Annotated in this window: 12 protein-coding genes and 2 pseudogenes; 6 read left to right on the top strand and 8 right to left on the bottom strand. The window is 61.3% G+C overall.

Going from position 1 to position 15,052, the window contains the following annotated elements:
• Positions 1-187: 187 nt before the first annotated feature.
• The 3 genes and pseudogenes from A7K61_RS34275 to A7K61_RS20085 form a co-directional block, all read right to left on the bottom strand.
• Complete coding sequence (locus tag A7K61_RS34275) at positions 188-943, bottom strand: methyl-accepting chemotaxis protein (protein ID WP_370004746.1); 756 nt, start codon at positions 941-943, stop codon at positions 188-190.
• 102 nt (positions 944-1,045) lie between these two features.
• Positions 1,046-1,867 (bottom strand): annotated as a pseudogene (locus tag A7K61_RS34270) (cache domain-containing protein); the annotation flags it as partial.
• Positions 1,868-2,033: 166 nt separating this feature from the next.
• Positions 2,034-3,353, bottom strand: a complete 1,320-nt coding sequence (locus A7K61_RS20085) for a Na+/H+ antiporter family protein (protein ID WP_161794324.1) — start codon at positions 3,351-3,353, stop codon at positions 2,034-2,036.
• A gap of 230 nt (positions 3,354-3,583) precedes the next feature.
• Here A7K61_RS20085 and A7K61_RS34265 point away from each other — a divergent pair.
• Both A7K61_RS34265 and A7K61_RS34260 read left to right on the top strand, forming a co-directional pair.
• Positions 3,584-4,873, top strand: a pseudogene (locus tag A7K61_RS34265) (HAMP domain-containing protein); the annotation flags it as partial.
• 102 nt (positions 4,874-4,975) lie between these two features.
• Positions 4,976-5,731, top strand: a complete 756-nt coding sequence (locus tag A7K61_RS34260) for a methyl-accepting chemotaxis protein (protein WP_371914724.1) — start codon at positions 4,976-4,978, stop codon at positions 5,729-5,731.
• A gap of 128 nt (positions 5,732-5,859) precedes the next feature.
• Here A7K61_RS34260 and A7K61_RS20075 read toward each other — a convergent pair whose 3' ends face one another.
• The 4 genes from A7K61_RS20075 to A7K61_RS20060 are packed head-to-tail and all read right to left on the bottom strand — an operon-like array spanning position 5,860 to position 8,451.
• The gene (locus tag A7K61_RS20075) at positions 5,860-7,173 is read right to left on the bottom strand and encodes a sensor histidine kinase (RefSeq protein WP_047710505.1); all 1,314 of its coding nucleotides are present in this window, start codon (positions 7,171-7,173) and stop codon (positions 5,860-5,862) included.
• Complete coding sequence (locus A7K61_RS20070) at positions 7,170-7,838, bottom strand: response regulator transcription factor (protein WP_034135263.1); 669 nt, start codon at positions 7,836-7,838, stop codon at positions 7,170-7,172. The genes A7K61_RS20075 and A7K61_RS20070 overlap by 4 nt, the downstream gene beginning before the upstream one ends.
• Positions 7,838-8,149, bottom strand: a complete 312-nt coding sequence (locus A7K61_RS20065) for a PepSY domain-containing protein (protein ID WP_044273608.1) — start codon at positions 8,147-8,149, stop codon at positions 7,838-7,840. Before A7K61_RS20065 ends, A7K61_RS20070 begins: the two co-directional genes overlap by 1 nt.
• Positions 8,149-8,451 carry a PepSY domain-containing protein gene (locus A7K61_RS20060; protein WP_044273607.1) on the bottom strand — a complete coding sequence of 101 codons (303 nt, stop codon included), beginning with the start codon at positions 8,449-8,451 and terminating at the stop codon, positions 8,149-8,151. The genes A7K61_RS20065 and A7K61_RS20060 overlap by 1 nt, the downstream gene beginning before the upstream one ends.
• Positions 8,452-8,609: 158 nt before the next feature.
• Between A7K61_RS20060 and A7K61_RS20055 the strand changes: the two genes are divergently transcribed.
• From A7K61_RS20055 to codA, 4 genes are all read left to right on the top strand, one after another.
• Positions 8,610-9,689: a hypothetical protein gene (locus A7K61_RS20055; protein WP_047710503.1), complete on the top strand. Its 1,080-nt coding sequence runs from the start codon at positions 8,610-8,612 to the stop codon at positions 9,687-9,689.
• An 80-nt stretch (positions 9,690-9,769) separates the two neighbouring features.
• On the top strand, positions 9,770-10,126 hold the full coding sequence (queD, locus tag A7K61_RS20050) for a 6-carboxytetrahydropterin synthase QueD (RefSeq protein WP_003237990.1): 357 nt from the start codon (positions 9,770-9,772) through the stop codon (positions 10,124-10,126).
• A gap of 229 nt (positions 10,127-10,355) precedes the next feature.
• The gene (codB, locus tag A7K61_RS20045) at positions 10,356-11,624 is read left to right on the top strand and encodes a cytosine permease (protein WP_047710502.1); all 1,269 of its coding nucleotides are present in this window, start codon (positions 10,356-10,358) and stop codon (positions 11,622-11,624) included.
• 50 nt (positions 11,625-11,674) lie between these two features.
• Complete coding sequence (codA, locus tag A7K61_RS20040; protein WP_069558207.1) at positions 11,675-12,916, top strand: cytosine deaminase; 1,242 nt, start codon at positions 11,675-11,677, stop codon at positions 12,914-12,916.
• Here codA and A7K61_RS20035 read toward each other — a convergent pair.
• A complete protein-coding gene (locus A7K61_RS20035) occupies positions 12,905-15,049 on the bottom strand; it encodes a lipase family protein (RefSeq protein ID WP_069558206.1) in 2,145 nt (714 codons plus the stop codon). The two genes, codA and A7K61_RS20035, sit on opposite strands and share 12 nt — an antisense overlap.
• Positions 15,050-15,052 lie beyond the last annotated feature (3 nt).

Below are 15,052 nucleotides of genomic sequence, written 5' to 3'. Positions count from 1 at the left end.
GTACCCTGTCCAACTGTGTTGACTGTCAGGCCGTCTTCGCAGGCAAGCCAGCTCCCACATTTGGATTGCGGTGCCTCAGGGAGATAGGCGTCGGCTGTCAGGCCGTCACGGGAGCAAGCTCCCTCGCCACAGGTTCAGCGTCGCACCAAAATTGTGTAGATACCTATGCTGCCATGAATTGAAAGGATCAGATCCTGAACTGGCCCACCAACTGCCCCAGGCGCTGGCCCAGGTCGGCCAGGCTGCGAGACGTCTGAGCGCCCAACTGGGTTTCGTCCGCCACGCTGTCTACCGCTACGGCAATCTGATGCACGCTGCGGTTGATCTCTTCTGCCACGGCGGTCTGCTCTTCGGCGGCGCTGGCGATCTGGGCGTTCATTGAGTTGATGGTGCCAATCAGCTGCGCCATGGTGTCCAGGGACGCACCGGCTTGGTTGGCCTGGGCCGAGGTGCCGTCGCCAGCATCGCTGGAGCGGCGCATCGCGTCCACGGCCGCCTCGGTGCCCTTTTGCAGGCGGTCGATCATGCCCTGGATTTCCTGGGTGCTGGTTTGGGTGCGGCTGGCCAGCGCACGCACTTCGTCGGCGACCACGGCAAAGCCACGCCCGGCCTCCCCGGCCCGTGCGGCTTCGATGGCAGCGTTGAGCGCCAACAGGTTGGTTTGTTCGGCGATGGAGCGGATCACGCCGAGCACGCTGACGATAGACGACACATCCTGCTGCAGGCTGTCCAAGGACACGCCGCTGCTGCGGATGTCGTTCACCAGCGCATGGATCTGCGCGATGCTGCCGTCCACTACACGCTTGGCTGCCTGGCCTTCGGCGTCGGTCTGCTGCGCAGCAACGGCGGCGCCCTGGGCACTGCGCGCCACTTCGTGGGCGGCCGAGGACATCTGGTTGATCGCGGTGGCCACCTGGTCGGTCTCGTGGCGCTGGCGTTCCATGGCCTGCTCGGAGCGCTGGGCCTGGTCGGACACCTGGCTCACCAACCCGGTGAGCTGAGCGGTCATGTCAGTGATCTGGCGCACCAGGCCGTGGATTTTATCGACAAAGCGGTTGAACGCACCGGCCAGGTCGCCGAGTTCATCCTGGCTGGTGATGGCCAGGCGGCGGGTCAGGTCGCCTTCACCCGCCGCGATGTCATCGAGGTTGGCTTTCATCAGGTGCAGCGGACGCAAGATGGTATTGGCTAGCAACATGCCCACGGCGGCGATCACCAGCAACACCACCACGGCCACACCGAGGATGCTCAGCAGCACGCCTTGCATGCGTGTCTCGACTTTAGCCTGCACCACTGCCACTTGGGCGTCGATGCCATCGAGGTTCACCGAGGTGCCGATCGCCATGTCCCACTTGGGCAGGTACTCGGTATAGCCGAGCTTGGGCACCAGCTCGGTCTGGCCGGGCTGGGTCGAGCTGTATTGCAGGTAGTGGGTGCCGTCCTTGCCGACCTTGACCAGGTCGCGGTTGACGTAGACGCCGTTAGGGTCGCGGTTGTCCTTGAAGCTTTTGCCTACGCCGTCCGGGCTGTTGCCCTTGAACAGGCGGATGGTCTCGGAGTCGTAGCCGAAGAAATAGCCGTCTTTGCCGTAGCTGGTATTGGACAACAATTTGACCACCTGCGCCCGCGCCGCACTGTCGCCGGGGGCTGCCGCGTCGTAGAGCGGCTTGATGGTGGTCATGGCCACCTCGACATAACCTTGCAGGGTGGCCTTGGCGTCGTTGAGCAGGCGCTGGCGGGTTTCATCCACTTCGTTGCGGGCCTGGCCCTGCAGAATCCACACGGTGGTCAGGCTGATGACCACGGCAAACACCAACACCGGCACGACAGCAAGGGCCAGGACTTTGGCCTTCAAACTCAGACGCATGGCTTTTCTCTCTTGTTAGTGGCGACTTGAGAGGTTAACGGCCATGTGAGCGATTTCTGTAGGAGCGAGCTTGCTCGCGAAGAACCTGAGAGCACTGCGGGGTGCCAGGTTGCCCGCGTTATCGTTGACGCTTTTCGCGAGCAAGCTCGCTCCTACAGGAACCTCGTCAGAGCGTCATCGCGGCCAGCCAGCCGAACGCCAGCAGCGGCAGGTTGTAGTGCAGGAAGGTCGGCACCACGGTGTCCCAGATGTGGTGGTGCTGGCCGTCGATATTCAGGCCGGAGGTGGGCCCGAGGGTAGAGTCCGAGGCGGGCGAACCGGCGTCGCCCAAGGCACCGGCGGTACCGACGATGCACACGATGGCCAACGGGCTGAAGCCCAACTGCACACACAGCGGCACGAAAATCGCCGCGAGGATCGGCACCGTGGAAAACGACGAGCCGATGCCCATGGTCACCAACAACCCCACCAGCAGCATCAACAACGCCCCGACGCCCCGGCTATGGCCGATGAACGCTGCCGAGGCTTGCACCAGCGAGTTCACGTCACCGGTGGCCTTGAGCACTTCGGCAAAGCCTGAGGACGCGATCATGATGAAGCCGATCATCGCCATCATCTTCATGCCTTCGGTGAACAGGTCATCGGTGTCGCGCCAGCGCACGATGCCCGACACCGAGAAGATCAGGAACCCGGCCAGGGCGCCGATGATCATCGAGTCCAACCACAGCTGGATGATGAACGCCGAGGCAATTGCCAGGCCGGCCACCAGCAGGGTCAGCGGGTTGTACTGCACCGCCACTTGCTCGACACGTTCGATTTTCTTCAGGTCGTACACACGCTTTTTGCGGTAGCTGATCAGCACCGCCACCAGCAGGCCGACCACCATGCCCAGCGCCGGCAGGCCCATGGCGTGGGTGACGTTGACCCCACTGATATCCACCCCGCTCTTGGCGACGTTGGCCAGCAGGATTTGATTGAGGAATATATTGCCAAAGCCTACCGGCAGAAACATGTACGGGGTGATCAGGCCGAAGGTCATCACGCAGGCGATCAGGCGACGGTCCAGTTGCAGCTTGGTCAGTACGTACAGCAGCGGCGGTACCAGCAGCGGAATAAAAGCAATGTGGATCGGCAAGATGTTCTGCGAGGCAATCGCCACCACCCACAACAGGCCGATCAGCAGCCATTTGACGTGGTTGCCACCGCTGGCGTCCTGGCGGTCCACCAGCAGCAAGGCTTTGTCCGCCAGGGCATGGGCCAGCCCGGACTTGGCAATCGCCACGGCGAAAGCCCCGAGCAATGCGTAAGACAAAGCCACGGTTGCGCCGCCGCCCAGCCCGCCGTTGAAGGCCTTGAGCGTGGCCTCGATACCCAGGCCACCGGTCAAGCCGCCCACCAGGGCGCCGACGATAATGGCGATGACCACGTGCACGCGGGACAGGCTGAGTACCAGCATGGTGCCGACCGCGGCGATGACTGCGTTAATCATGGTTACCTCAAGCAGAAACAAAAAAGACAGGCATGCCCGCGCGCGGCCCATGGGAACAGCTGCCGGCGTGCAGGCTTGAAAGAGGTCTTATTAGAGGGCGCGCACTTTGCAGGAGCTGGGCTGCCATGTCAAAAACTGTGGTGAGTGAACGCTCTCTCAACAGATAAAGAATTGCAGGCGCCCGCCGATAAGCTGTCTCTAACGTGCTTTCAGGTAAGGATGTCCCGATGTCGCTCAGGCAGCTCTCCATTCAATGGAAAATCACCCTGCTGGCGGGCCTGTGCCTGCTGGGGATCGTGACCCTGCTGGTGGGTCTGTCGCTGTATCGCATGGCGCAGAGCTCGCAGCAGGTCAAGGCGTCCAGCATGCAGATGCTCGACGAAGCCGCCCAGTCGCGCATCGAAGCCCAAGGCGAAGTGCAGGCGCTGGGCATTCGCCAGCAGTTCATGGATGCCTACCAATACGGCCACGGTTTTTCCCGCCAGGTGCTGTTTTTGCGCGAGCAGGCCGAAAAGCGCTTTCTCGATGCCTTCGACACCCGTGAAGACCTGACCCGCCAGGTCAAGGCCGCCCTGCAGGCCAACCCTGACCTGCTCGGCCTGTCCCTGGTGTTCGAAGCCAATGCGCTGGACGGCAAGGACGAACTGTTCGCCAACCAGGCGGAACTGGGCAGCAATGACAAAGGCCGTTTCGCCCTGTACTGGTCGCAACCGACGCCGGGGAAAATCACCTCGATGGCGCTGCCCGAGAGCGACATGGCCGACACCTCCATCGGCCCCAGCGGCGAAAAGGCCAACGCCTGGTTCACTTGCCCACGCACGACCCTCAAACCCTGCGTGATCGAACCTTACTTTTATGTGATCGACGGCCAGAACGTGCTGATGACCAGCATCGTGTTTCCGCTGATGGTCAACGGCAAAGTCATCGCCTCGCTGTCGGTGGACATCAACCTCAACAGCTTGCAGGCGGTCAGCCAGCAGGCCAGCGGGAAACTGTACGACGGCCAGACCCAGGTCAGCATCCTCAGCGCCACTGGCTTATTGGCCGGCTACAGCCCCGACGCCAGCAAACTCAGCCAACGCCTGGAGCAGGTCGACCCGGCCAACGGCGCGCAGTTGATCAGCGCCCTGGCGAGCAGTACCCAGACCCGCAGCCTGCGCACCGACCATCAACTCAAGGTACTGGCGCCTTTTGCACCGATTCCCGGCGGTAAGGCCTGGGGCGTATTGCTGGATGTACCGGAACAAGTCCTGGTCGCCCCCGCCGAAGCGCTGAAAAACCAGCTGGACGCCGACAACGCCAAAGGCACCTTGCTGGAACTGGGCCTGGGCCTGCTAGCCGCCGTGGTCGGCTTGATCCTGGTGTGGCTGATGGCGCGCAGCGTGACCCGGCCAATCCTTGGCGTGGCGCACATGCTTGAAGATATCGCCAGCGGCGAAGGCGACCTGACCCGGCGCCTGGCCTATGCCAAACAGGATGAACTGGGCCAATTGGCCGGCTGGTTCAACCGTTTTCTCGACAAGCTGCAGCCGATCATTGCCGAGGTCAAACGCTCGGTGCAGGATGCCCGCGGCACCGCCGACCAGTCCGCAGCCATTGCCACGCAAACCAGCGCCGGCATGGAGCAGCAGTACCGCCAGGTGGATCAGGTGGCCACCGCGTCCCACGAAATGAGCGCCACCGCCCAGGACGTGGCCCGCAGCGCCGCCCAAGCGGCCCAAGCCGCACGGGATGCCGACCAGGCGACTCGCCAAGGCTTGACCGTTATCGACCGCACCACCGTCAACATTGGCGAGCTCGCCGCCGACATGAGCACTGCCATGGCCCAGGTAGAAGGCTTGGCCGCCAACAGCGAACAGATCGGCTCGGTGCTTGAAGTGATTCGCGGCATCGCCGAGCAGACCAACCTGTTGGCGCTCAACGCCGCCATCGAAGCCGCTCGCGCCGGTGAGGCCGGCCGCGGTTTTGCCGTGGTCGCCGACGAAGTGCGCAACCTGGCACGGCGCACCCAGGAATCGGTGGAAGAAACCCGCCTGGTGATCGAACAATTGCAAACCGGTACCAGCGACGTGGTCGGTTCCATGGGCAACAGCTATCGCCAGGCCCAGGGCAGCGTCGAGCAGGTCGGCCAGGCCGTCACCGCCTTGCGCCAGATTGGCGATGCGGTCACGGTGATCAGCGACATGAACCTGCAAATCGCCAGCGCCGCCGAAGAGCAAAGCGCCGTGGCCGAAGAGATCAACAGCAACGTGGCGACCATTCGCGATGTGACCGAGTCGTTGTCGGAGCAGGCCAATGAATCGGCGCGGGTCAGCCAGGCGTTGAACAGCCTGGCGAATCAGCAGCAGGGGTTGATGGATCAGTTCAGGGTCTGAATGTAGCAAGGCTTTTCTGTGGGAGCCGGGCTTGCCCGCGATGCAGACACCTCGGTATGTCAGGCAAACCGAGTCGATGCTATCGCAGGCAAGCCAGCTCCCACATTTTGAACTTTGGGGTGTGAATGTCAGCGGCGTGGCAACTCGATCAATACCTTGAGCCCACCCAGCTCACTCTCCTGCAGTTGCAACACCCCGCCCCACACCTCAACGATGTCGCGCACGATCCCCAAACCCAGGCCATGGCCAACCCTCTGTTCATCCAGGCGTGCGCCACGGCTGAACACTTGGTCGCGCTGGGCCTCGGGAATGCCGGGGCCGTCATCTTCCACCGCCAGTTGGTAACCGTGGGGCGTCTCGCTGACGCTCAGACGTACCTCGGCGTCTGCCCATTTACAGGCGTTGTCCAACAGATTGCCCAGCAGTTCCAGCAGGTCTTCACGGTCCCAGGGCAGTTGCAGGCCCGGCGCCACCTGGTAGCTGAGGTCCAGGTGTTCGCCGTGGATCATGCGCAGGGTGGCCAGTAAACCGGGCAGCTCTTGTTCACAGTCAAACAACGCGCCCGGCAAGGCATCGCCGGCCAGGCGTGCACGGTTGAGTTCACGGTTGAGGCGTTGCTGCACTTGCTCCAGTTGTTCGCGCAGCAACTGGCTCAACTGCGGATGATCCTTGAGGGCTTCACTGGAAGCGGCGCTCAACAACACCGCCAGCGGGGTTTTAAGCGCATGGCCCAGGTTGCCGAGAGCGTTGCGGGAGCGCTTGAGGCTGTCTTCGGTGTGCGCCAGCAGGTGGTTGATCTGCGCCACCAGGGGCTCCAGCTCAAGCGGCACCTGGGTGTCGAGTTGCGAACGCTGGCCTTGTTGCAATTGGGCGATCTGGTTACGTGCGGTTTCCAGCGGGCGCAAGGCACGGCGCACGGTGACCCGTTGCAGGATCAGCACCAGCAGCAGCGCCGCCAGCCCCATCACTAGGCCGACCTGACGCATCAGGCGAAAGCTCTCGCGCACGGGCGTGTAGTCCTGAGCCACGCTGATGGAAATCGACTGGCCAAAGCGCTTGTAGTCCGAGCGCAGCACCAACAGTTGCTGGCCTTCGGGCCCCAGTTGCAGGTTGCCTTTGAGCCCCGCCGTGGGGAGCCGGGGCAATTCCTGGTCCCACAGTGAACGGGAGCGCCAATGCACATCGGCAAAGTCGATACGAAAGTAATGCCCGGAAAATGGCCGTTGGTACGCCGGCGACAGGCGTTGCTCATCCAACTGCACGCCGTTGGGCCCACGCACCAGCGCCACCAGCAGATTTTCGCTGTCGTTGCGCAAGCCCGCTTCAAGGTAGCGCTGCAAACCCGCCTCGAACAACCACAGGCTGGTTTGCGCCAGCACCACGCCGACAATCACCATCACGCTGATCAACCCCAGGCTCAGGCGCCGCTGGATTGACCTCATGCCGGGGTGGCGCCGAAACGGTAGCCCTGGCCGCGCCGCGTCTCGATCACGCTGCGGCCCAATTTGCGCCGCAGGTGGTTGACGTGCACCTCCAGCACATTGGAGTCGCGCTCGGTCTCGCCGTCATACAAGTGTTCGGCCAGGTGGCTTTTGGACAGGATCTGTTCGGGATGCAGCATGAAATAGCGCAACAAGCGAAACTCGGCAGCCGTCAGTTGGATCTCGGCGCCGTCGCGTAGCACGCACTGGCGCCCTTCATCCAAATGCAGGCCGGCGGCTTGGAGGGTGGGCTGGTTCGTCTGGCCGTGGGAGCGGCGCAGCAGCGACTGGATGCGCAGGTACAACTCTTCGGGGTGAAAGGGTTTGCTCAGGTAATCATCGGCGCCGGCCTTGAGCCCTTCGATACGCTCGGCCCAGGAATCGCGGGCGGTGAGAATCAGCACCGGGATGGCCAACGCGGCGGCGCGCCATTGGGCCAGCACTTCAAGCCCGGGCAAACCGGGCAGGCCAAGGTCGAGGATGATCAAATCATAGGGTTCGCTGCGCCCTTGATACACGGCGTCGCGGCCATCGGCCAGCCAGTCGACCGCATAACCCTGGCGCTGCAGGCCGGCCATCAGTTCGTCGGCCAGGGGGACGTTGTCTTCCACCAGGAGCAGGCGCATCAATCTTCCTCATCTTTGATCAGGTTACCGTTGGTGGCGTCCAGCTTGATCTCGCGCACCACGCCCTCGGTGGTCACCAGTTCCACTTCATAGGCATATTGCCCGTGTTTCTTTTCCAGTTCGGCTTCCAGCAGCCGCGAGCCGGGGTATCGCGCCATGGCCTGCTGCAACAGCTGTTCCAATGGCAGGATCACGCCTTGCTGGCGCAGGGCCAGGGCTTCGTCCTGGTTGAGGTCGCGGGCCGCCAGGCTGGAACAAAACACCATGAGCACCAGCGCCACGCGACTGCCGACGCGTAAATTTACCTTCATTACGTATCCTGATGATTCTTGAGAACCTGCCCGGTGAGCGCGTTCAATTCAACATCCCATTCAATGCCGTTGGTATCTCGTAGCTCGACTTCATAGACGTACTTGCCGTATTCCTCATCCAGGTCGGTGTCCAGCAGCGTCGAACCAGGGTGAAGGGCCAGGGCCGTGGCGTCCAATTGATCGAAAGCGACAATAGTAACAGTGGCCGGCACGATCAATGGCTTGTCGGGGTCCACGGCGGCGGCCGAGGTCGCCGTAACGAGGATGATAGCGGCGGCGCCCAGGGCAGTGAGGCGCTTCATGATAAGTCTCCGTTACATGATGTTTTCCTACGCCGGCCACGTTACGCGCTGCAACTTAACTGAAACTGAATTGCCACCATGGCAATTGCGGTTAAGCCATTTTTCCCACGGCCTGCGAGATTTCCTATACTGCCCCGCTCGCCTCAACAGAGACCGGTATGACCGCCATCCATATCAAGTTCCCGGCCTTGACCCTCAAGGCCGGCAAACGCGCCTTCACCCGCATCCGCGAGCAGGGCCTTACGCCTGCCGACGTCGGCATCCTTCCCGGTGCGGCGGGCGGCCCCAAGGCTCTGGGTATCCAAGGGCTCGACCTGGCGCTGTTCGGTGACTGGTTACGCCGTGCGCCGCGCGAGCGTGCGCTGATCGGCGCGTCCATCGGCTCCTGGCGGTTCGCCAGCGCCTGCCTGCCCGACCCGGTGCAAGGCTTGCTCGACCTGGGCCGCCTGTACAACGAGCAGCGCTTTGCCAAAGGCGTGACCATGGCGCAAGTCAGCCAGAGCTGCCAGCGCATGCTCGACGACCTGCTGGCCGGGCGCGATGCGCGGGTGCTGGACAACCCCGACTATCGGTTGAACATCATGGTGGTCAAGAGCCACGGCTTGCTCGCCGATGACCACCGTGGGCGGCTGGGGCTGGGCCTGTCGTCGGTGATTGCCGATAACCTGCGGGGCCGCGCACGGCTGTCGCGGCATTTTGAGCGGCTGATCATCCACGACCCGCGCCAGGCGCCCCCGGTACACCCCCTGAAGGATTTCCCCTCGCGCTTCCTCACCCTGGACGTGGGTAACCTGCGCCAGGCGTTGCTCGCGTCCGGCTCGATCCCCATGGTGATGCAAGGCGTGCGCGACCTGCCCGGGGCCGGAGCCGGCACCTACCGCGACGGCGGCCTGCTGGATTACCACCTCGACCTGCCTTACCACGGCGATGACATCGTGCTGTACCCGCACTTTACCGACCGGGTCATCCCCGGCTGGTTCGACAAGGGCCTGCCCTGGCGACGCAGCAACCAGCAAGGCTTGCAGGATGTGTTACTGCTGGCGCCGTCCAGGGATTACCTGGCCCGTCTACCCCATGGCAAGCTGCCAGACCGCAGCGACTTCAAGCGCTTTATGGGCGATGATCCAGGCCGCAACAAATATTGGCAAACCGCCATGAGCGAGAGCCAGCGGCTGGGGGATGAGTTTTTGGCATTGGCGGACAACGGCAAGCTCGGCGACCGTTTGCTGGCCCTTTGACCGCATGGGCGGTATGCGCAGAGGTTGATCAAACTGTTAAACTCGCCGCCTGCCAGACACCTGACCGAGCTGAAAACACTGTGGAAATCTTCAAAGAGTTTACCTTCGAATCCGCCCACCGCCTGCCCCACGTACCGGAAGGCCACAAATGTGGGCGCCTGCATGGGCATTCATTCAAGGTGGCCATCCACCTGAGCGGCGACCTGGATCCCCATACTGGCTGGATTCGCGACTTCTCGGAGATCAAGGCGATTTTCAAGCCGCTGTATGAACGCCTCGACCACAACTACCTCAACGACATCCCCGGCTTGGAAAACCCCACCAGCGAAGTGCTGGCCAAGTGGATCTGGACGGAGTTGAAACCTCTGCTGCCGGAACTCAGTGCGATCCGTATCCACGAGACGTGCACCAGTGGCTGCATTTATCGCGGTGAGTAAGAACCACCTGCGGGTGGTTTTTTTCGAAGCGCCGGCGGGCTGATCCATTTGGGAAACCCACACAGACGCTGTTCGACTGAGCCGGTTTGGCTCACCGCTGCACTGCTTTTGCGCTGATTGGGAGGGGGCGGCCTTATAAAGGGCTTACTCCGTCAGCGCATACCTGCCTACACCTGCGTTGGCACGCGGGATGCAAGCGACCTGGGTCACCACTCAGGGAGCAGCCCCCATGACGCAGCAAGACCCCGGCAACGACTACCCTCTCAGCGAAGTCCCCTTGCATGCGCGCAAGGGTCTGGCCTCTACGGCCATGGTGTTGCTGGGGTTCACCTTTTTTACCGCGACCATGTTTGCCGGCGGCAAGCTGGGGGTGGCGTTCAGCTTCATCGACATGCTCGGCGTCGTGGCCCTGGGTAACCTGTTGTTGGGTATCTACGCCGCAGGCTTGGGTTACATCGCGTTCAAGAGCGGCTTGAACTCGGTGCTGATGGGGCGTTTCTGCTTTGGCGAAGTGGGCAGCAAGCTCAGTGACTTGATCCTCGGTTTTACCCAGATCGGCTGGTATGCCTGGGGCACGGCCACTGCGGCCGTAGTATTGGGCAAGTATTTCCAGTTGAGCCCGGGCAGTGTGCTGGGGCTGATGCTGGTGTTTGGCTTATTGTTCTGCGCCACCGCCTACGTGGGGTATCGCGGGTTGGAAATTTTGTCCTACATCGCCGTGCCGGCCATGGGCATCCTGTTGCTGCTGTCGATGTGGGTCGCCACCGTGAAAGTCGGCGGGCTGGAGGGGCTGCTGGCAGTGGTGCCCAGCGCTGAACTGGACTTGTCCACCGCCATCACCCTGGTGTTCGGGACCTTTGTCAGCGGTGCAACCCAGGCCACCAATTGGACACGGTTTTCGCGCTCGGCCAAGGTTGCGGTGCTGGCCAGCCTGATCGGCTTTTTTGTCGGCAACGGCTTGATGGTGTTGATCGGGGCCTATGGCGCAATCGTCTATCAGCAACCGGATGTGGTGGAGGTCTTGCTGCTGCAAGGTTTCGCCACGGCAGCGATGGCGATGTTGCTGCTCAATATCTGGAGCACCCAGGACAACACCATCTACAACTTCGCCGTCGCCGGTTGTAACCTGCTGCGCACCCAACGGCGCAAGAGCGTGACCCTGGCCGGCGCGGTGATCGGTACCCTGCTCGCCTTGTTCGGCATGTACGACCTGCTGGTGCCGTACCTGATCCTGCTGGGCACGGTCATCCCGCCGATTGGGGGCGTGATCATGGCGGACTTCTTCTATCGTTATCGCGGCCAATACCCACGCTTGGCGCAGGCTCGCCTACCGGCGTTCAATTGGCCCGGCCTGATTGCGTATGGAGTCGGCACCGTGCTGGCGTTCAACTCGCCGTGGGTCGCGCCGTTGGTGGGAATTTTTGCCGCGTCGCTGACCTATGTGCTGCTCAGCGCCATACTACGCGCCATGACCGCCTGGACATCGGTATCGCCCTGAGGATCTGGCGGCTGTCTGCCTGATTGTTTTTAGCCAAGAGGAACTTGAGCATGCACATCATTAATGCCCGCCTGCGCAACTGTGAAGGCCTGCATGATCTGCACCTGGAACACGGCCTGATCGCCAGCATCACTGCGCAAACCGGGGTGCCGGCGCTGATGGCCGGCGACTTGGACGCCGCCGGCAACCTGGTGATACCGCCCTTCGTCGAACCCCACATCCATCTTGACGCCACGCTCACCGCCGGCGAACCGCGCTGGAACATGAGCGGTACGCTGTTTGAAGGCATCGAATGCTGGGGCGAACGCAAGGCCACCATTACCCAGGAAGACACCAAGGCCCGGGCCAAAAAAACCATACAGGCCCTCGCCGCCCATGGCATCCAGCATGTGCGCACCCATGTCGACGTCACCGACCCAGACCTCACCGCACTCAAGGCCATGCTGGAGGTACGTGAAGAGAGCACCCACCTGATCGACCTGCAAATCGTCGCCTTCCCCCAGGAGGGCATCGAGTCATTCCGCAACGGGCGCGAGTTGATGGAAGAAGCCATTCGCCTGGGTGCCGATGTGATCGGTGGCATCCCCCACTTCGAATACACCCGCGACCAAGGCGTGAGTTCGGTGAAGTTCCTCATGGACTTGGCCGAACGCACCGGCTGCCTGGTGGACGTGCACTGTGACGAAACCGACGACCCCCACTCACGCTTTCTCGAAGTCCTCGCCGAAGAAGCCCGCAGCCGCGACATGGGTGCCCGCGTGACCGCCAGCCATACGACCGCCATGGGCTCCTACGACAATGCTTACTGCGCCAAGCTGTTTCGCCTGCTGGGGCATTCCGGTATCAGCTTTGTCTCGTGCCCCACCGAAAGCATCCACCTGCAAGGCCGCTTCGACAACTTCCCGAAACGCCGCGGCGTCACCCGCGTCAACGAACTGCTTGAGGCCGGGATGAACGTGTGTTTCGGCCAGGACTCCATCGTCGATCCTTGGTACCCGCTGGGTAACGGCAACATTTTGCGAGTGCTGGAGGCTGGCCTGCACATCTGCCATATGCTCGGTTATCGCAATTTGCAAAACGCCCTGGACCTGGTCACCGACAACAGCGCCACGGCCATGGCCCTGGGCAACCGCTATGGGCTGCAAGCAGGCCGCCCGGCCAACCTGTTGATCTTGTCGGCCGACAGCGACTATGAAGTCATACGTAGCCAGGGCCTGCCGTTGTACTCGATCCGCAACGGCAAGGTACTGATGAAACGGCAACCGGCCCAGGTGGAGTTTTTAGACGACTGAGTCGATGTCCAGCGTTTGAGCCCGTGCCCGTTCGTCGTGGGACGGCGGCGGGATGCTGGCGAATTGGGCTGGCTCACGATTCTCGCGGTGGCTGAACCAACGTTTGAGGCTCGATTGCAGATGTGCAGAAGGGGCATGGCTGCCGTAGACATCGTGGGCTTGCAGGCGACGCCAGCGCAGGCTTGCCAAGCGCTCGCGGCTGGTGTGCAAACGGTCGATCTCTGCGTTCAAGGCATCGGTGGGTTCATGGCTACGATCATTGGCCGGGCGCCGCAGAGCCAGTTCACGCCGCTTGGCCCGCAGTTGCTCGCGCATGTCTTCAAAGGCCCGGTCGAGTAGCTCGAACTCCCGCTGGGTCACCAGCGGGCCCTCACTCTCCAAGGTGTGTTGCCAGCGGCGCAACGTCGCCCAGGCCGCGGGGATATAGCTGGTGGTCATGAAGTGCTGGTCGGCTTGGAACAGCTGCCTCAGCAGATTATCGCGGTCGGGCATATCGCCCTGCAGTTGCAATGCGCGGTTGCACCCGGCCTCTTGGAGCGATTCACAGCCCGGCTTCCATAACACCGAGGAATGGCTGCCATCGGCGAGTGTGATCGGCATGAAGTGATATTGCTCACCATGATGTCGATAGGGGTTGCCGCCCACGCGCACCAACCCAGCGGCGAACAGCAGGCCACCAGGTGCGGGGTTGCTGAATAGCGTGATGGCTCCGGGAATGCAGAGTTTAGCAGTGGTGTTCATCCAGGGCGCCGGGACACTGGGGACGGGGTCGTTGTGGTTGACGATGCGGTGGTGGATCAGGGTTGAGGCACCGGCGGTGAATTCGGCGTCGGCGGCGCGGGGGGCGCCGTAGGTGTAGAGCAGGATGTTGTAGTGGGCGTCCGGGGCTCGGCGCAGTCCTTCGGCCAACAGCAAGGCAATGGCGCCGCCGAGGCTGTGACCGCAAATTACGATGCGCTGGCCTGTGTGAAATCGTGCAAGGTATCCGAGTACGAACTGATGCATGGCCTGAAACGCTTGGTAAAACCCATGATGAACTTTTCCGACGCCCTCCACAAAATGGGTTTGGTGAGCATCTGCATCCCGCAACACGTCGGCACCACTAGCAGTGCCACGCACGGCGATGAGAACAATCTCCTCGTGATGACAGATGAATGCTTGAGTATCTGTACCAGACTCAACATCGTTAAAAAAATGCACTCGCTCCGGATGCTCAGCCCCACCAGAGGCGTCGTTCTGCTCGTACAATTCGGGATCAAAAGGCAAAATTTCAAAGCGACTGGAATAGGCCACCTCTTCGTACACTGGATAGAAACGCTGTACTTGCTCTGAGTCGAACCTCCATGCTTCCCTGAAACAAGACAGGTATTCGACAAATAAATTTCCGATACTTGGATCTAGGGGAAAGCTGATTTTATCCTCAGACGCCGTCGGAGGATCTTGACCAAACTCGCAATAACTTAACGTAGCCATTAGCGCCAGTTGGTACAAATTCAATGCACAAAACTGATCATGCGTAGAAATGACTGGCCTTAAAGCTCGCAGAGGACGTACCTCCAATACCGTGAATTTCTTTGGAAAGAGCACCAATCCCTTGAGTGAGGACTCGGGAGGTCCAAAGCCCAAATCCGCCATCATTTTTAGCGCATGCCGAACTGGGCGATGAGTCTGTGACGAGACCGGAGGTAAGTGAGCACTGTGACGAACCAATTCACTCACCTCAACCCGATAAAATCGATCTGCATTCTGTTGCGCGGGATTATTCTCGACACGCCTTGCATCGTTATTAATAAAGAGAGTTTTCTCAGCACGCACTTGAAGTTCAGTAATAGGCAGCGCGTAGTCAGCGCGTTCCATAAGCGCTTGATAGGGGCTTTCCACTCCGCTATAACGCTCTTCCATCATAAGAATTACTGGACCGCAAAAAAAATTCTCAATTCGGGCGAAGCCATCTGCGTTTAATCGACCTTTGTATTGCTGACCCGCACTATCGTTAATGGTGTAAGCCAATCCACCATAACCTTTTCCGCTTCCGGTCTCGTCAACCAAGCAAAAGGTCAACCAATCCGTGTTCAACAAACAAGCCGGCATCCTATCGCTGAAGAACTGTTGCTTCCATGCATCCTGCTCCATGAC

The organism is Pseudomonas sp. AP42, assembly GCF_001728935.1.
GTDB lineage: Bacteria > Pseudomonadota > Gammaproteobacteria > Pseudomonadales > Pseudomonadaceae > Aquipseudomonas > Aquipseudomonas lactis.
The sequence above is the reverse complement of the archived record's forward strand: the minus strand, read 5'-3'. Positions and strand labels throughout refer to the sequence as shown.